The following is a 17,323-nucleotide window of genomic DNA, read 5'->3' as shown; positions in this document are numbered from 1 at the left end:
TAAGAGTTCTGAGTTAGGAGTTTTGAGTTGTTGAGTAACTCTTAACTCAACACTCAACACTCAACACTCTCAACTCAAATCTGGCTCCCCCTCTTTTTTGGAGAGGGGGCTGGGGGGTGAGGTTTACGCGCCAGGGCAACCGCTTACGGGTTAGTAGACCACATGCCTGCTTCCTTGATGAAAATGCGCCGGTTCAGCTTAAGCTGCGCCACCATAAACTCGGCCAGGTCTTCGGGCTGCATCACCTTGTCGGGGTTGCCATCGGTGAGGTTGTTGCTGATGGCCAGCTCGGTGGCCACGGTGCTCGGCGTGAGGGCCGACACCCGGATGTTGCTCTTGCGCACTTCCTGCATGAGGGCTTCGGTGAGGCCCATGAGGGCAAACTTCGACGCGCTGTAGGCGCTGCTGCCAGCGGCGGCCCGCTGCCCCGAGGTCGAGGCTACGTTGATGATGTCGCCACTTTGCTGGGCCAGCATGTCGGGCAGCACGGCGCGGGTCACGTAGTACACGCCCAGCAAATTGACGCGGATAATGCGCTCCCACTCGGCCGAGGGCATCTCCAGAAACTTGGCAAACGTGCCGATGCCGGCGTTGTTGATGAGAATATCGGCCGGCCCGAGCTCGGCTTTGAGCTGCGCCACGGCGGCGGTTACGGCGGCTTCGTCGGCCACGTCGGCCGAGGCTACGGCGGCTTTCACGCCCAGGGCGCGTAGCTCGGCGGCTACTTCTTCGAGCTGGCTGGTTGAGCGGGCCAGCAGGCCCACATTCACGCCTTCTTTGGCCAGGGCGATGGCCACGGCTTTGCCGATGCCTTTGCCCGCGCCCGTCACGAGGGCAGTTTTTCCGGTTAGGTTTTCCATTGAGAAAGTGAAAAGAGGTGGCCGTATAACTGGTAACCGGGGCACGAGGTTGGCCGCTGTAGCTTGGACGCTGCGAGTCCGAGCGCGGGCGCAGCCCGCATCTACGCCTGGGAGGTGCTACTCAGCTTACGCAAACAAACGCGGCTGCGAGCTGCGCTCGCGCTCGGACTCGCAGCGTCCAAGCTACACCGCCTTACCTTGCCGCCCCAATGCCCGACGCCGACGCCACCCTGTGGAGTGCGCTCACCGTGGCCCAGGTGCGCGGCCAGTCGCGCCTGGTGGCCAGCCGCAGCCTCCAGCCCCTCAAAATTATCAACCCCGCTGCGCCGGCCGGCCCCGCCTGCCACGCCGTGCTGGCCAGCTACGGCGGCGGCCTGCTGGCCGGCGACAGCCTGCGGCTGCGCGTGCGCTGCGAGGCTGGCAGCCGCCTGCTACTCAGCACCCAGGCCAATACCCGCATCTTCAAAAGCCTCGACGGCCGCCGAGCCGAGCAACTCACCGAAGGCTACGTAGCCGCAAACGCCCTGGCTGTGGTGCTGCCCGACCCGCTGGTGCCCCAGGCCGCCAGCCGCTACTACCAGGCCCAGCACTGGCACCTGCACGAAAGCGCCACCCTGCTACTGGCCGACTGGACCCACGCCGGCCGCACCGACCTGGGCGAAAAATTCGCCTTTACCTCCTTCGCTACCGAGCTGCGCGTGACCGTGGCCGGCCGCCTCGCGCTACTCGACCGCTTCGCCCTGCGGCCCGAGGAGCATTTGGCTACCTCGCAGGCCACGTTTGGGTCGTATCAGTCGGCGCTGTCGCTTTACCTGGTGGGGCCGCCGACCGGCGCGCAGTTTCAGCGGCTGGCCGCCGCCCTGCGCCAGCTGCTGCCGCCCGGCCAGACGGATTTGCACGCCACGCTGGCCGGCCGGCCCAGCGTGGTAGCCGTGACCCAGGCGCGGGATAACGTGCTGCTGGTGCGTGCCCTCGGCATGTCGCGCCTCGATTTGGAGCCCGTGTACCAGGCCGTAGCGGCGGCGCTGGCGGTGCCGGAACTGTTGGGGTTCGATGCGCTGCGGCGTAAGTACTAGCCTTGGGCTATAAATGCTGCTGCGCTAATAACCCTGTCCGTAAGCACTGCGTTTAGCTTCATTTTTAGCTGTATGAAGCAACTTGCTACCTTAGTCATTGCTGGCACCCTGGGGCTGGCCGGCCTGCCCGCCACCGCCCAAAAAGCCCCGTCGCCCTACCACACGCGCTTCGCCGTCGATGGCTCCATCATCGCCGGCGAGCTGGCCGTGAGCGGCTTCGGCCTCTACCGCTCGATGCAGCGCACGGGCTTGAACGCTACCGAGCTGGCCGCGCTGCGCAAGGAAGACGTGCCCAGCTTCGACCGCTTTTCGGCCGGCTTTTTCAGCGAGCGCGCCCAAACGGCCAGCGACCTGCTGTGCTACCCCTCGCTGGTAGTGGCCCCCGGCCTGCTGGCCCTGAGCCCGGCCATCCGCAGCCACTACGGCCAAACGCTGGCGCTCTACGTGCAAACCGTGCTGGCCGCCGACGCGCTTTTTACGACCTCTATCGGCAATATCCCGCGCTACCGGCCCTTTCTCTACGGCCCCGAGGGCGGTGACTTGCGCACCAGCCGCATCCAGACCAACTCGTTTTTCGCGGGCCACACGGCGCATACGGCAGCGGCTACCTTCTTCGCGGCCAAGGTTTTCCACGATTACAACCCCGACTCGCCGGCCCGGCCCTACGTGTGGGGTGCGGCGGCGGCGGTGCCCGCCGCCGTGGCGTATTTCCGCCTCCAGGCCGGCAAGCACTTCTTGTCCGATAACATCGTGGGCTACGCCGTGGGGGCCACGGCGGGCATCGTGGTGCCGCAGCTGCACAAGGTGGCTGCCCGCCGGGGCATCTCGTTTGCGCCGCTGCAAGGCGTGAACGTGAATGGGTATTCGTACAGCGGGTTGCTGCTCACCAAGCAGCTGTAGGGCTGGCCTACGCGGCAGCAAAAAGCCCCTGGCTATCGTATGCCCGCGAGTAGCAAACGCCCCATTCTCTACCGTATGAAACCCATTCTTCTATTGCTGGCGTGTAGCCTCTTTAGTATCCGCAGCTTCGGCCAGTCACAGGGCCAGCTCAACCAGGACGCGGATGCCGCCTACCGCAAGGCCGACCAGGAGCTGAACCGCGTCTACCAGCAGATTCTCAAAGAGTACCGCACCAAAACCGCTTTCCTGCAAAGCCTGAAAACTGCCCAGCAGCGCTGGATTCAGTTTCGCGATGCCGAGATGAAAGCCCGCTACCCCGCCACCAATTCTCTGGTCGAATACGGCAGCTTTTTCCCCGTGTGCTACTCCAACGGTCTGGAAGAGCTCACCAAAGCCCGCACCAAGCAACTGCGCCTGTGGCTCACCGGCATCCCGGAGGGCGATATGTGCAATGGCTCAGTGAAAGTGGATGGCGGGCGGTAAGGGAGCTTGCTTCCCACGGTAACGCTATATTTGGGCAGCCTATGAAACTGCCTAAATACCAGCTCAAAGCTGACGAGGAGCTGTCCGTTTATCGCTTCGTAAGCGAGGGTCGCAAGGGACTTATTCCGAAGCGAATCCAGTTTACGCTGATTAACCAGGAGGAAATCTATAACTTGGCTTTTGGCGACGAGCATCCTGCAACCGGCCAGCTAGATAACTTGGCAATCAGCGATAACGGTGATAGCGTGAAGGTGCTGGCTACTGTCGTAGCAGCGGTTTATGCTTTCTTCGACCAGCATCCGGCAGCTTGGGTTTATCTTTCGGGTAGCACCGCTGCCCGCACCCGGCTCTACCAGATGGCCATTGCTACCCACTACGCTGAGCTAACCACCGATTTTGCCATCTACGGAGAATATCAGGAGGAATGGCAAGCGTTTGAAAAAGGTAAATCCTACACAGCTTTTATCGCTCATCTTCACAATAAATTATCATGAAAACTATCACTGAACTTAACGCCAGTAAAGTGCCGCTGGTAATTATTGACCCGGCGCTCAACAAGCTGCGAGACGTGGTGCTTTTTCCTGAAAAAGTAGAGAAGGCTAAGCAGGCCATTGCCCAGTTAGGGATACCCAATACGCCAGTACGACCAGTTAAAAACTGACTGAGCGAGCTACTGTGAAAACGACTGATGAACCGGGCACCATAGGAGCGCCGATAATCATCCACAACCCTGAACTGAATAAAGAAGACAATGCGGCGCTTTTTCCTGAGAAAATGGAAAAGGCGAGGGAGATTATTGCTAGGGCTGGATTGCCAAATTTGGAAAGCCAAATAAATAACAGAGTTAGATAAGGACGGTAATTTGATTTTGATATTAGCAAAGTAAAACTAAACTTCACTTTTATAAAGTACTGCGATTATGGGAATGGATTACTACATCATGCCAGGTGGGGAGGCGCACTGCGAAAATGAATTCCCCGAGAGTTTATCTTTCTTTTTTGAACAGGTAGGGGGCTATGATGACTATGCTGAAGTGTCACAAGTGAGCCAAATTCTGCGGATTGACCTGTCAGTATTTCAAGAAATCAGTTACGACGAAGACGAACAATACTATAGTCCTAACGAGGAAGATGAGGAGGTAGAAGATTCTGAAGACTCCCCCGCAATTTGGCATGATACGGATAAAGTTATAATTCTAATCAATAGCTTACTAGATAAAATAGCGGCATTTCCTGATTATTATAAACAGGTAATACATGGGCCAGCCCGGCAACAGGATGCAGGTCTTTCACTACAAATAACACCTACTAAGCTATTGCCTGGTTACCCACCAGACTATGGTTATTTGAGTAAAGGGGAAATAGTAGAAGACCTGAAAACCCTGCGAAAGACGCTGACGTGCTATGAGGAAAACGGTGTTCGTAAATTTAAGCTTATGTATATGTGATTAAAGGAGAAGCCCCGAAAAGCAATAGCTTCCGGGGCTTCTTTTTTACGTCAATCTCAAGCCTCTCACCCAAACATCCCCAGCGCGTTCTTGCTCGGTAGGCTGGTCTTGCCCATCAAATACATATCAATCTGGCGGGCGGCCTCGCGGCCTTCTGAGATGGCCCACACGATGAGAGACTGCCCACGGCGCATGTCGCCGGCCACGAATACGCTGGGCACGCTGGTGTGGTAGGTAGTTTCGGGGGCGTGCACGTTGCCGCGCTCATCGAGCTGCACGCCGAGTTGGCCGAGCAGGCCGGCATTGGCCGGGCCCGTGAAGCCCAGCGCCAGCAGCACTAGCTGGCACGGGATTTCGCGGTCGGAGCCAGGTACTTCCTCGAAGCGGACGCGGCGGCCCAAGTCGTCGGTTTCCCAGGTTACGTCGCTCACGAGCAGGGCGCGCACTTGGCCGGTTGAGTCGCCCAGGTAGGCTTTGGTGTTCACGCCCCAGTAGCGCTGGCAGCCTTCTTCGTGCGAGCTGCTGGTGCGGAACACGGTGGGGTAGAGCGGCCAGGGTGTGTGCGCTGGGCGCTCCTCGCCGGGCTGGTGCATCATGGCAAACTGCGCTACTGACTTGGCCTGCTGGCGGTTGGCGGTGCCTACGCAGTCGGAGCCCGTGTCGCCGCTGCCGATTACCACCACGTCGAGGCCATCGGCTAGGATGTGCTCGCTGTCCACGGGCGTGTCGCTCACGCGGCGGTTTTGCTGCGTGAGGTATTCCATGGCGTAGTGAATGCCCTTGAGGTCGCGGCCGGGCAGGTTGAGCTCGCGCGGGGCCGAGGCGCCGCCCGCCAGTACCACCGCGTCGAAGGCCTGGCGTAGCTCATCGGCCGAGAGGTCGCGGCCGATTTCCACGTTGCAGCGGAAGGTGACGCCGGCGTCTTCGAGCAGCTTGATGCGGCGCTCAATCACCCATTTTTCGAGCTTGAAGTCGGGCACGCCGTAGCGCATCAGGCCACCCGGGTGCGGGTCGCGCTCAAATACTGTAACCGTGTGCCCGGCTTCGGTGAGCTGCGCCGCCACGGCCATGCCGGCCGGGCCACTGCCCACCACGGCCACCTGCTTGCCGGTTTTGAGCACCGGCGCGGTAGGCTGCACGTAGCCTTTCTCAAAGGCGATTTCAATGATGTGCTTCTCGATTTCCTCGATAGCCACCGGCGCGCTGTGAATGCTCAGCACGCAGGCCGACTCGCAGGGCGCAGGGCAGATGCGGCCCGTAAACTCGGGGAAGTTGTTGGTGGCCGAGAGGATGTCGTAGGCCGCCCGCCAGTCCTGCTGGTACACCGCCTCGTTAAATTCGGGGATGATGTTGCCCAGCGGGCAGCCCGAGTGGCAAAACGGGATGCCGCAGTTCATGCAGCGGGCCGCCTGCTGGTGCAGCTCGCCCTGCGGGTACAGGCCGATAAATTCCTGGTAGTGGGCCACGCGCTCGGTGGGGGCCGCCTTGGGCGGCGCGGTACGCGGGTATTCTTTGAAGCCGGTGATATTGCCCATTATCGTTGGTAGCTACTATAGTATGGATAATTTGTGAGTTGCGCTAAGCGGCTTTCACCTTGCTCACCAGCACCCGCTTGTACTCCAGCGGGAACACCTTCACGAAACGCCCGGCTTCTTCCTCCCAGCTGCCCAGCAGGAAGTTGGCCAGGTGGCTGCCCGTTAGCTCGTGGTGCTGCTTGAGCAGGGCCAGAATCTCGGCTTCGTCCTCGGCGGTGAGGCCTTCGAGCGACACCATGTCGGGGTTGCAGTTGGTGGGGAACTGGCCTTCGGGGTCGTATACCCAGGCCAGGCCACCGCTCATGCCGGCGGCGAAGTTGCGGCCCGTGCGGCCCAGCACCAGCACCCGGCCTCCGGTCATGTATTCGCAGCCGTGGTCACCCACGCCCTCGACTACCGCCGTCGCGCCCGAGTTGCGCACCGCGAAGCGCTCGCCGGCCTTGCCGCGCACGTAGAGCTCGCCCGAGGTAGCCCCGTAGAGCGCCACGTTGCCGATGAGAATGTTATTCTCGGGAATGAACGTGCTGGCCGTGGGCGGGAAAATCGCCAGGCGTGCACCGCTCAGGCCCTTGCCTACGTAGTCGTTGGCTTCGCCTTCGAGCTTGAAAGTCAAGCCCTTCGTAGAGAAAGCGCCGAAGCTTTGCCCAGCCGAGCCAGTGAACTTGTACTGAATAGTATCGGCCGGCAGGCCCGCGGCGTGGTAGCGCTTGGTTATCTCATTCGAGAGCAGCGTGCCGATGGTACGGTCGGTGTTGCGCACCTCAAAGTCGGCGTCCACCGCCTCTTGGTTGTCCAGGGCTGCTTGGGCGCTCTTTACCAATTGCCAGTCGAGCACCTCCGCGATGCCGTGGTCCTGGCCTTCGCTGTTGTACAAGGTGCCGCCCGAGATATTCGGCGCGGGCGATAATACCGCGTCGAGGTCGATGAGCTTGGCTTTCCAGTGGCCCGCTTCGGGGTTCACCTTCAGGAATTCGCTGCGGCCCACCATCTCGTTGAGGGTGCGGAAGCCCAGTTCGGCCATGATTTCGCGCAGCTCTTCGGCCAAGAAGCGGAAGAGGTTGACGATGTGCTCGGGCTTGCCGCTGAACAACTTACGCAGCTCGGGGTCTTGCGTAGCCACGCCCACCGGGCAGGTATTGAGGTGGCACTTGCGCATCATGATGCAGCCGCCCGCGATGAGGGCGGCCGTGGCCACGCCAAATTCTTCGGCACCTAGGAGGGCGGCCACGGCGAGGTCGCGGCCAGTCTTCATTTGGCCGTCGGCTTGCAAAATTACCCGGCTGCGGAGCTGGCTGCGCAGCAGCGTCTGGTGTGCTTCGGCCAGGCCAAGCTCCCAGGGCAGGCCGGCGTGGCGGATGCTGCTGAGCGGCGAGGCGCCCGTGCCGCCGTCGTAGCCCGAGATGAGAATCACGTCGGCGTGCGCTTTGGCTACGCCGGCCGCGATGGTGCCTACGCCGGCCTTGCTCACCAGCTTCACGTTGATGCGGGCGGCGCGGTTAGCGTTTTTGAGGTCGAAAATCAGCTGCGCTAGGTCCTCGATGGAGTAGATGTCGTGGTGCGGCGGCGGCGAAATGAGGCCCACGCCGGGCGTGGCGTGGCGCACCTTGGCAATCCACTCATCTACTTTGTGGCCAGGTAGTTGGCCGCCCTCGCCGGGCTTGGCGCCCTGCGCCATCTTGATTTGTAGCTCGTCGGCATTGGTGAGGTAGTGCGCCGTGACGCCGAAGCGGGCCGAAGCAATCTGCTTAATGGCCGAGCGCATCGAGTCGCCGTTGGCCATGTGCTCGTAGCGCAGCGGGTCCTCGCCGCCCTCACCGGTGTTGCTCTTGCCGCCGATGCGGTTCATGGCGATGGCCAGCGTGCTGTGCGCCTCGTGCGAGATGGAGCCAAACGACATGGCACCCGTCGCGAAGCGCTTCATGATGCCCTCAATCGGCTCCACTTCTTCGAGCGCGATGCTGGGCCGGTGCTTGGCGAAGCCTAGGAGCCCGCGAATGGTGAAGAGCTGATTGGGATGCTCGTTGAGCAGCTTGGCATACTTCTTATAGGTGTCGTACTTGCCAGTGCGCGTGGCGTGTTGCAGCAAGTGTACCGTCTCGGGGTCAAACATGTGGGCCTCGCCCTTGCGGCGCCACTGGTACACGCCGCCCGCGTCGAGCAGCTCGGGGCCAACGGTGCTTTCCTGCTTGAAGCCGTGCGAATGCTTGTAGAGCGTTTCCTTGGCAATCTCGTCTAGCCCCAGGCCCTGAATCCGGGTTACGGCGCCGTTGAAATACTCGTCTACTACGCTTTGGTTGAGGCCCAAAATCTCGAACACCTGCGCGCCGTGGTAGCTCTGCAAGGTCGATATTCCCATCTTCGAGAAAATCTTCAGCAGCCCGTCGCACACTGCCTTGATGTAGTTGTAAGCCAGCTTATCGTAGGGTAAATTGGCGCCCAGCAGCCCCGTCGCGTGGCGCGTCTGGATGGTCGCCAGCGCCAGATACGGGTTGATGGCGGTGGCCCCAAACGACAGCAGGCAGGCAAAGTGGTGCACTTCCCACACGTCGCCGGCCTCTACCACCAAGCCCACCGAGCCACGCATACCGCGCTTGATGAGGTGGTGATGCACCGCCGACACCGCCAGCAACGACGGAATGGGCGCGTGCTCCGAGTCCATGGCCCGGTCGGAGAGAATCAGGACTTCAAAGCTGTCATCTACCGCGTCTTGGGCGTAGCGGCACAGGCGCTCCAGGCCGCGCTGTAGCGCGCCCGGCTTGCCGTCGGCCTTGAAATAGGTTTGCAGAGTCTTGGCCTGAAACGAACCAGTATCGATGCTGCGCAGCTTTTCCAACTCGCGGTTGCTGAGGATGGGGTGCTTGGCGGCTACGCAGTGGCAGTGCTTGGGGTCTTCGTCGAGGATGTTGCCGTTGTTGCCGATAAACGTGGCCAAGCTCATCACCAGCCGCTCGCGGATGGGGTCGATGGGCGGGTTGGTCACCTGCGCGAAGAACTGCTTGAAATAGCTGCTCAGGTGTTGCGGCTGGTCGGAGAGCACGGCCAGCGGCACGTCCACGCCCATCGAGCCGATGGGCTCCTTGGCTTCCAGGGCCATCGGAGCGATGATGGTTTCAAGGTCCTCGCGGGTGTAGCCAAAAGCTTGCTGGTACTTCATCACGGCCTCGGCCCCTAGGTCGGTGAAGGCGAGGCGCGGCTCGGGTAGGTCCTCCATCCGAATCTGGTAGTTATCCAGCCACTGGCCATAGGGCTGCTGCCCAGCGGCTTCGGCCTTAATCTCGCGGTCGGTGAGAATGCGGCCAGCGGCCATGTCCACCACGAACATCTTGCCCGGCTGCAAGCGCCCCTTCTTGATAATCGTTTCCGGTGCGATGGGCAGCGTGCCGGCCTCCGAGGCCACCAGCACGCGGCCATCGTTGGTGATGGCGTAGCGCAGGGGGCGCAGGCCATTGCGGTCGAGCATGGCCCCCACCAGGTTGCCGTCGGTGAAGTTGAGGGCGGCCGGGCCGTCCCAAGGCGCCATAAACGTGGCGTGAAACTCGTAGAACGCCTTTTTGAGCGGGTCCATCTGCTCGTTGCCGTCCCAGGCCTCGGGCACCAGCATCATCATCACGTGGGGCAGCGAGCGGCCGCAGTGCGTGAGCAGCTCCACAATATTGTCGAGGCAGGCCGAATCCGACTGCCCCGCGTCAATTACGGGCAGCAGGATTTCCATTTCCTCGGCCGAGAAGTAGGGCGAAGTGTAGGTAGGCAGGCCGGCGTAGAACCAGTTGAGGTTGCCGCGCAGCGTGTTAATCTCCCCATTGTGAGCCAGATAGCGGAAGGGCTGCGCCAGCCGCCACGACGGCATGGTATTGGTTGAGAAGCGCGAGTGCACCAGCCCGAAGGCCGAGGTTACGCGCTCGTCGCTGAGGTCGGGGTAATACATGCCCACCTGAAACGTGGTCAGCTGGCCTTTATACACAATAGTGCGGCATGAGAGCGAGGCGAAGTAAAACGACTCCATCGCGGCCGGCAGCTGCTCCTTTAGCATTTTTATAATCAACCGGCGCAGCACGTACAGCTTGCGGTCGAAGTCGGCCTCGGTAGCCAGCCCCACCAGCCGCCCCAAAAACAGCTGCTCGATGGCCGGTTCGGCCGACAGCGCCGTAACGCCGATGCCTTCGGTGCGCACCGGCACTGGCCGGTAGCCCAGCACCGGAATACCTAGGCGCGCCGCCGCCTCGGCAATGATGGTGCGGGTGCCTTCGCGCAGCTTTTCCTTCTTCGGAAAGAACACCATGCCCACACCGTACTGGCTCGGCTCGGGTAGCCGGATGCCATACTTTACGCACTCTTCCAGCAAAAACCAGTGCGGCAGCTGAATGAGCACGCCCGCGCCGTCGCCCGAGTCGGAGTCGCAGCCGCACGCGCCGCGGTGCTCCATGTTGGCGAGCATGGTGAGGGCATCGGCCACAATCTGGTGGCTCTTGCGCCCGTCGATGTAGGTGATAAAGCCCGTGCCGCACGAATCGTGCTCAAACTCGGGCCGGTAAAGGGTGGGCGTGGTCATATGTAAAGGGGGAATAATTACAAAAAAGCTAGTGTCCGCGCAGACCTTTCCACCAACCCCAGCGCAGAAGGCGCACAGTGGTTGGGAGGTAGCCACAGCTGCGCGGCGCTGGCCCGTGCCCCGGTGGGGAGGAGCCTAGGCAGTGCCCGCAGCGGGCAGACCAGAAAAGAGGGTGGGGGAGGGGAGGGAGAGGCGCGGCCGGAGCCGTACCAGAGGCGGTTTTCCGCAGGAGAAGCGGGAGAGAGGGCGCGTGGGCAGCCGGCTGGCGCAGGGGAAGCCGGGTGGATGCCGGTCTTCCCCTATCGTCGGTCTTCGCGCACGGCTGCTAGTGCTTGGACTTTAGCCATGTGGATATGGTCGATAATGGCGCCTAAGTTAAAGCCATCTGTGGCTCTGGCAAAAATAAATGGTCCTTCGCCGCGCATTCTTCTCGAATCTCGCTCCATTATGCCTAGGTCAGCCTTGATAATCTCGGCCAAATCAATCTTATTAATAACCAGCAAATCGGCCTGCGTGATGCCCGGCCCGCCCTTGCGCGGAATTTTGTCGCCGCCCGACACGTCGATGACATAAATGGAATAATCGACCAGCTCGCGGCTGAAGTGCGCCGCCAGGTTATCGCCGCCGCTTTCCACAAACAGGTAGTCGATTTGATTATCAAACTTCTGCATCAGGCCTTCGAGCGCGTCCATATTCAGCGAGATGTCCTCGCGAATGGCGGCGTGCGGGCAGCCGCCGGTTTCGACGCCCACGATGCGGTCGGCGGTGAGGGCACTTTCGCGGATGAGAAACTCGGCGTCCTCGCGGGTAAAAATATCGTTCGTAACCACCCCTAGGCGGTAGTCGTCGCGTAGGCGCTCGCACAACGCTTTCAGCAGGGCCGTTTTGCCCGTGCCTACCGGTCCTCCAATACCTACCGTAAACGCCCGCTTGCGAAAATTGCGGTAGGGCGGCAGCCGGCGGGTTTCGCGCTCAGCAAAGCTGCCCGGCGACTCCAGCACCTCGTGGCTGTGGCCATGGAGCAGCAAGGCAAGTTTATCGACGAAAGCCATGGGCGGTTAGTTCTGAAAGAGACGCGAATAGATATTGTCGTGTAGTAGTTGGGCCACGTCGAGTAAAAAAGTACACCGAGTGGCTTCTGTGTAGGGCCGAATATCGGCGCTAACTAGCAAACTCTCAAAAATACCATAAAAATCGTGTTGCAGCAAGTGCCCCGCCATCGGCCCAATAAAACCCAGCCGAATGGCCGCACTGAGCTGGTCGCGTAAGGCCAAATGCAAGTAGGTCAGCTGGATATCGGCCACCACGAACCCGGCTTTTCCTAGGCTCAGCCCAAACAGCGGCACAAAATGAGCTGGTAGCTTGTGCTGAGCTAAGTTGTAGCCCAACTCGGCCAAGCCAGCCTCGGGGTAGAAGGTGGCCAGCAGTTTCAGCCAGTTTTTACCCTGCGTGAGGCTTGCTTGATACAAGGCTGGCGTGAGTAGTTGGGCGTCGTACTCTGCCAGCAGCGCCCCTAGGTCGCCATCGGCCACTGTAGCCGCTGAGGTGACGAACGGCAACTCGAACTCCACCGCCTGCTGCAAAAATGAATAGAGGTAGGCCCGAAATTCGGTTTCGGTGCGCAGTAGGCCAAAGGTGAGGCTGCTTTCCAGCCCGTAGGAATAGGCGAAGGAGCCGGTGGGCAGGGCCGAATCGGCGAGATGGAGCAGGCGGGCGAGCTGGGGCATGAGGGCAGCAAGCTACAGTGCTTTGCGGATGCTTACCTGCTTCTCAATGCAATTAACTTACCTTTGCCGCACTCGCGTTTGGTAAGTCCCCCAGCCATGCGGCTACTCTGTAAAAAGAGAAGCCCCGGCTGTTGGAGCAGCCAGGGCTTCGAGAAGTGTGGGGGTTCAGCGTAACCCTTTACTTCTGACAGAATGCATAAGGACAGCGCGAAGAGACTACTGAAGAAGTGGGTTTTGCCCCTTCTTCTGGAGCTTTTGAAAGGAATAGCAAAAGGTGTAGGCCTATTGTTACTTTCTCATCTGCTTAAGTAGTCGCGGTAAGGGCATCGGCCGGTAGGTCGGTGCCCTTATTTGTTGGCAAATGTACAGCAGAGACTTGCAAAAGGTTTCGCCGTCGCGCACGGCTGTCCACGGTCAACACTAAAACAGATTATACAACTGCGCCAGCGGCAGCGTCTGCGCCGGCTCGCAGGTCAGGTGCACGCCATCTACCGTCACGCGGTAGGTTTCCGGGTCTACCTCGATGTTGGGCAGGTAGTCGTTCAGGGCCATGTCTTTTTTGCCGACGCTGCGGCAGCCTTGCACCGGTAGCACGCGCTTGCTGAGGTCGTAGCCCGCCACCGTTTTCAGCGAAGCACCCGATACGAACGCCACTGAGCACGGCCCCGTCGCCTTGCCATACGCCCCGAACATGGGCCGCGAAAACGACGGCTGCGGCGTGGGAATGGAGGCGTTCGGGTCGCCCATCTGGGCCTGCACGATGACGCCGCCCTTGAGTATCATCTCGGGGCGCGAGCCGAACAGGGCGGGTTTCCAGAGCACTAAGTCGGCGAGCTTGCCGATTTCGACGGAGCCGATTTCGTGGGCCATGCCGTGGGCGCGGGCAGGGTTGATGGTGTACTTGGCCACGTAGCGGCGGGCGCGGAAGTTGTCGTTCGGGCGCTGGGCGCCGGCATCTTCGGGCAGGGGGCCGCGCTGCTGGCGCATCTTGTGGGCCGTTTGCCAGGTGCGGGTGATGACCTCGCCCACCCGGCCCATGGCTTGCGAGTCGGAGCTGATGATGCTCAGTGCCCCTAGGTCGTGCAGAATGTCTTCGGCGGCAATGGTTTCGGGGCGGATGCGGCTTTCGGCAAAGGCCACGTCCTCGGGGATGTTCTTGTCGAGGTGGTGGCACACGAGCAGCATGTCGAGGTGCTCGTCGAGGGTGTTCACCGTAAACGGCCGCGTGGGGTTGGTGCTCGACGGAATGACGTTAGGCTCGCCGCAAATCTTGATGATGTCGGGCGCGTGCCCGCCGCCCGCGCCCTCGGTGTGGTACGAGTGGATGGTGCGCCCCTTGAAGGCCGCCACCGAGTTTTCGACGAAGCCGCTCTCGTTGAGCGTATCGGTGTGGATGCACACCTGCACGTCGTACTTCTCGGCCACGCTCAGGCAGTTATCAATCGTGGCCGGGGTAGTGCCCCAGTCCTCGTGCAGCTTAAAGCCTAGCGCCCCGGCCTCTACCTGCTCAGCCAGCCCCTCGGGCTTCGAGGAGTTGCCCTTGCCCAGAAATCCAAAATTCATGGGGAAGGCGTCGGTGGCCTTGAGCATCATTTCGATGTAAAAAGCGCCCGGCGTACAGGTGGTGGCCGTGGTGCCGGCGGCCGGGCCGGTGCCGCCGCCCACCATCGTGGTCACGCCCGAGGCCAGCGCCTCGGTTATCTGCTGCGGGCAAATGAAGTGGATGTGGCAGTCGATGCCGCCCGCCGTGAGGATGTGCCCCTCGCCAGCCACCACTTCGGTGGTCACGCCCACCACCAAGCGCGCATCCACGCTGGGCATGATGTGCGGGTTGCCGGCCTTGCCAATGCCTACGATGCGCCCGCCCTTGATGCCGACATCGGCCTTGTACACGCCGGTGTAGTCGAGCACCAGCGCGTTGGTAATCAGCAGGTCGAGCGCCTCGGCCTGCCCGATGCCGGCTGCCTGCCCCATGCCGTCGCGCAGGGTTTTGCCGCCGCCAAACTTGCATTCCTCGCCGTACACGCAGTAGTCGCGCTCGACCTCAATCAGCAACTCAGTATCACCGAGGCGCACCCGGTCGCCCACGGTCGGGCCATACATAGCAGCATACGCCTGCCGGCTAAGGGGTAGGGACATAAGCGAAAAGTAGGTTGATTTCTATTAGTTAAAACAATAGCTTTTTCTAGGGAATATCTTACCAAATAAAACGCTTATTGTTGCTACTTAAGGCCCAATACCATGCTTGGTAATTAAAAGAATAGAAATTGAAGCCAGATAGAATATTGATGCAAGAGGCGTTGCAAAAATTATTGTTAATAAAAATTTTCTCCACCAGTCGAGCTTTTCAGTCCGCCAAAGGAATAGAAATGATATTAAAGGTGATAACGGTATGCCCAGTATTAAAGCCTTCCTAATGATTTCTGATAGTTCCATGTAAATGATTGGCTAGGAGCTGTTAGTTTACTGTTACTTCAGCTTCCCGAGCGCCTGCTGCTTGCCGGCTTCATCGAGCGGGCCATCAATCCAGCCGTTGCCGCCGTACACGCGGCGCTCGCCGGCTAGGGCTACCAGCTGTACGCGCTTGCGCTCGCCCGGCTCGAAGCGCACCGCCGTGCCGGCCGGGATGTGGAGCCGGTAGCCAAAGGCCGCCGCCCGGTCGAAGTCGAGCCCCGCGTTGGTTTCGAAGAAGGGGTAGTGCGAGCCCACCTGCACCGGCCGGTCGCCCCGGTTGAGCACCTCCAGCTCGATAACGGGGCGGTTTTCGTTCAGAATGATGTCGCCGTTGGCCAGCAGGTACTCGCCCGGCACGGCGGCGGGCACCGGCGCAGGTGCCGGGGCCGTGCGGCTCAGGCCGCTGCCGTAGAGGGCCAGTTCGGGCGCGCCGTGCTCACGGCAAATGGGCTGGTGCACGGTCACGAGCTTGGTGCCGTCGGGGAAGGTGCCTTCTACCTGCACCTCGGCCAGCAGCTCGGCCACGCCCTCCAGCACGTCGGCGAAGCCTAGCAGTTGCTTGCCCTTGTCCATGAGCGCGGCCACCGACTCGCCGTCGCGGATAAACTCCAGCAGCTGGGTGGCGAGCAGGGCGGCGGCCTCGGGGTAGTTGAGGCGCAGGCCGCGGGCGTAGCGCTTCTGGGCCACTACGCCGGCCTGGTGCAGCACAAGTTTATCGAGGTCTTTGGGGGCGAGGTGCATGGGATTTTTAGCAGAATGCCAGCCGCTAAAGTAGGGGCTGCCCGCAATAACGCCAACCCCACCCCCCGGCCCCCTCTCCAAAAAAGAGGGGGAGCCTGACGCCTATCAATTTTCGCTGACGTCCGCTGGCGGTCGGCTCCCCCTCTTTTTTGGAGAGGGGGCTGGGGGGTGATGTTCCCCGTCAGGCGAGCAAATTACTATAAACCAACCACCCGCCATACCCCACGCTCAGTGCCGATGACAGCACTACCGCGCTAGCCCGCAGCCGCTTGCCCAGCCACATTCGCTGCGTGAAAGGCAGGTGCATCAGCCCCACGGCGGCCAGCATCCCCAACACCGACCCTAGGCCGAAAACCAGGATGTACGCCACTGCCCACGTGGGCTGTGGAATGGCGCCCAGCACGGCCAGCACCAACGCGCCGCTGCCCGCCAGCCCGTGCACCAGCCCCACGGTGTAGGCAAAACCCGCTTGTTGTTTGGGCTTTTGAAATGACTGGTACGAATTCTTATCTAACAGGCGACCAATGCCTAGCCCAATGAGCATGACGCCCACCGCCGCCTCAAAGTAGCCCGAATGCAGCCAGGTAACCCGGCTGAAAATGATAATCGAGCCAAACAGCACCAGCATGGTAGTGTGCCCCAAGCCCCAAAAGAGCCCGTCGCGCAAGGCTGGCCCTAGGCGGTCGTGGCGCGTGACGAGCGTGCTCACGGCCAGCAGGTGGTCGGGCTCGAAGGCGTGGCCCATGCCGACTACGGCCGCGAATAGAATGGGGATAATTGGCTGCATTAGAGATAAAAAACAAAACCCCTGTCTGTCATGCTGCGCTTGCGAAGCATCCTATCACGTTTGAATGTTCTGGCGTGATAGGATGCTTCGCAAGCGCAGCATGACAGACAGGAGTACCAAGCTGAACCGTGAAAATTACACCGCCTTAATCATCCAAATCTGACAGCCGAAGTGGCCGCTGTTGCCCAGCGCCTCGGATAGGTAGCTGAAGCCTAGGCGCTCATAAAGCGGGATGGCCTGCGTCAGCTCCTCGGTTGTCTCCAGGTACACGCGGGCGTAGCCGGCGGCGCGGGCCGCTTCGAGGCACTGCTGTATCAGGGCCTTGCCCACGCCCAGGCCGCGCGCGGCGGGCAGCAGGTAGAGCTTCACCAGCTCCACAGTGTCGGCGGGCAGGTTTTCGGTCGGGAAGATGCCGCCGCCGCCCAGCACCTCGCCGCCGCGCTCGGCCACGAAATAGGCGCTGCGCGGCGTGATGGCGAATAACTCGGGCAGGTGGTCGGTGGCCGCGTCGTAGTAGGCGGTGCCGGGCTTGGCCGCGCCATACTCGGCGAGCGTATCGCGGATGACGCGGGCCAGGGCCGCCGCATCGCCGGGGGCGATGGGGCGGAGGGTGATGTTGTCTTGCATATCTAATATAGATGCCCGTCCTAGCGCGTGAACCTCACCCCCCGGCCCCCTCTCCAAAAAAGAGGGGAGCCTGACGCCTATCAATTTTCGCTGACGTCCGCTGGCGGTCGGCTCCCCCTCTTTTTTGGAGAGGGGGC

Annotated in this window: 16 protein-coding genes; 7 read left to right on the top strand and 9 right to left on the bottom strand. The window is 61.1% G+C overall.

What is annotated here, in order from left to right; all coding sequences use genetic code 11:
- Positions 1 to 143 precede the first annotated feature (143 nt).
- Positions 144 to 860, bottom strand: coding sequence for a 3-ketoacyl-ACP reductase (locus tag VFO93_RS17785; protein ID WP_325135728.1), 717 nt, complete (start codon positions 858 to 860; stop codon positions 144 to 146).
- 209 nt (positions 861 to 1,069) lie between these two features.
- On the opposite strand from VFO93_RS17785, the gene VFO93_RS17780 reads away from it, so the two are divergent.
- From VFO93_RS17780 to VFO93_RS17750, 7 genes are all read left to right on the top strand, one after another.
- Positions 1,070 to 1,936, top strand: coding sequence for an urease accessory protein UreD (locus VFO93_RS17780; RefSeq protein ID WP_325135727.1), 867 nt, complete (start codon positions 1,070 to 1,072; stop codon positions 1,934 to 1,936).
- Between the two features lie 72 nt (positions 1,937 to 2,008).
- Positions 2,009 to 2,836 (top strand): phosphatase PAP2 family protein, encoded by an 828-nt coding sequence (locus VFO93_RS17775; protein WP_325135726.1) that lies wholly within the window; start codon positions 2,009 to 2,011, stop codon positions 2,834 to 2,836.
- A 75-nt stretch (positions 2,837 to 2,911) separates the two neighbouring features.
- Positions 2,912 to 3,319, top strand: coding sequence for a lysozyme inhibitor LprI family protein (locus VFO93_RS17770; RefSeq protein ID WP_325135725.1), 408 nt, complete (start codon positions 2,912 to 2,914; stop codon positions 3,317 to 3,319).
- A 41-nt stretch (positions 3,320 to 3,360) separates the two neighbouring features.
- Positions 3,361 to 3,813 carry a DUF6934 family protein gene (locus tag VFO93_RS17765; protein WP_325135724.1) on the top strand — a complete coding sequence of 151 codons (453 nt, stop codon included), beginning with the start codon at positions 3,361 to 3,363 and terminating at the stop codon, positions 3,811 to 3,813.
- Entirely contained in the window at positions 3,810 to 3,980 is a 171-nt protein-coding gene (locus VFO93_RS17760) for a hypothetical protein (protein ID WP_325135723.1), read from the top strand. The genes VFO93_RS17765 and VFO93_RS17760 overlap by 4 nt, the downstream gene beginning before the upstream one ends.
- 14 nt (positions 3,981 to 3,994) lie before the next feature.
- Positions 3,995 to 4,171, top strand: coding sequence for a hypothetical protein (locus VFO93_RS17755; protein ID WP_325135722.1), 177 nt, complete (start codon positions 3,995 to 3,997; stop codon positions 4,169 to 4,171).
- A gap of 73 nt (positions 4,172 to 4,244) precedes the next feature.
- Positions 4,245 to 4,766 carry a hypothetical protein gene (locus VFO93_RS17750; RefSeq protein ID WP_325135721.1) on the top strand — a complete coding sequence of 174 codons (522 nt, stop codon included), beginning with the start codon at positions 4,245 to 4,247 and terminating at the stop codon, positions 4,764 to 4,766.
- 65 nt (positions 4,767 to 4,831) lie between these two features.
- On the opposite strand, the gene VFO93_RS17745 is transcribed toward VFO93_RS17750, so the two are convergent.
- The 8 genes from VFO93_RS17745 to VFO93_RS17710 form a co-directional block, all read right to left on the bottom strand.
- The gene (locus VFO93_RS17745) at positions 4,832 to 6,301 is read right to left on the bottom strand and encodes a glutamate synthase subunit beta (protein ID WP_325135720.1); all 1,470 of its coding nucleotides are present in this window, start codon (positions 6,299 to 6,301) and stop codon (positions 4,832 to 4,834) included.
- Between the two features lie 43 nt (positions 6,302 to 6,344).
- Entirely contained in the window at positions 6,345 to 10,850 is a 4,506-nt protein-coding gene (gltB, locus tag VFO93_RS17740) for a glutamate synthase large subunit (RefSeq protein ID WP_325135719.1), read from the bottom strand.
- A 299-nt stretch (positions 10,851 to 11,149) separates the two neighbouring features.
- On the bottom strand, positions 11,150 to 11,902 hold the full coding sequence (gene ureG, locus VFO93_RS17735; RefSeq protein WP_325135718.1) for an urease accessory protein UreG: 753 nt from the start codon (positions 11,900 to 11,902) through the stop codon (positions 11,150 to 11,152).
- A gap of 6 nt (positions 11,903 to 11,908) precedes the next feature.
- Entirely contained in the window at positions 11,909 to 12,577 is a 669-nt protein-coding gene (locus VFO93_RS17730; RefSeq protein WP_325135717.1) for an urease accessory protein UreF, read from the bottom strand.
- Positions 12,578 to 12,997: 420 nt separating this feature from the next.
- The gene (gene ureC / locus VFO93_RS17725) at positions 12,998 to 14,716 is read right to left on the bottom strand and encodes an urease subunit alpha (protein WP_325135716.1); all 1,719 of its coding nucleotides are present in this window, start codon (positions 14,714 to 14,716) and stop codon (positions 12,998 to 13,000) included.
- Positions 14,717 to 15,046: 330 nt separating this feature from the next.
- A complete protein-coding gene (locus tag VFO93_RS17720; RefSeq protein WP_325135715.1) occupies positions 15,047 to 15,772 on the bottom strand; it encodes an urease subunit beta in 726 nt (241 codons plus the stop codon).
- A 181-nt stretch (positions 15,773 to 15,953) separates the two neighbouring features.
- Positions 15,954 to 16,559, bottom strand: a complete 606-nt coding sequence (locus VFO93_RS17715) for an urease accessory protein (RefSeq protein WP_325135714.1) — start codon at positions 16,557 to 16,559, stop codon at positions 15,954 to 15,956.
- 135 nt (positions 16,560 to 16,694) lie between these two features.
- Positions 16,695 to 17,186, bottom strand: coding sequence for a GNAT family N-acetyltransferase (locus VFO93_RS17710; protein WP_325135713.1), 492 nt, complete (start codon positions 17,184 to 17,186; stop codon positions 16,695 to 16,697).
- Between the last annotated feature and the right edge of the window lie 137 nt (positions 17,187 to 17,323).

The organism is Hymenobacter sp. (genome assembly GCF_035709525.1).
In the GTDB taxonomy this organism is placed as follows: Bacteria; Bacteroidota; Bacteroidia; order Cytophagales; family Hymenobacteraceae; genus Hymenobacter.
The sequence above is the reverse complement of the archived record's forward strand: the minus strand, read 5'-3'. Positions and strand labels throughout refer to the sequence as shown.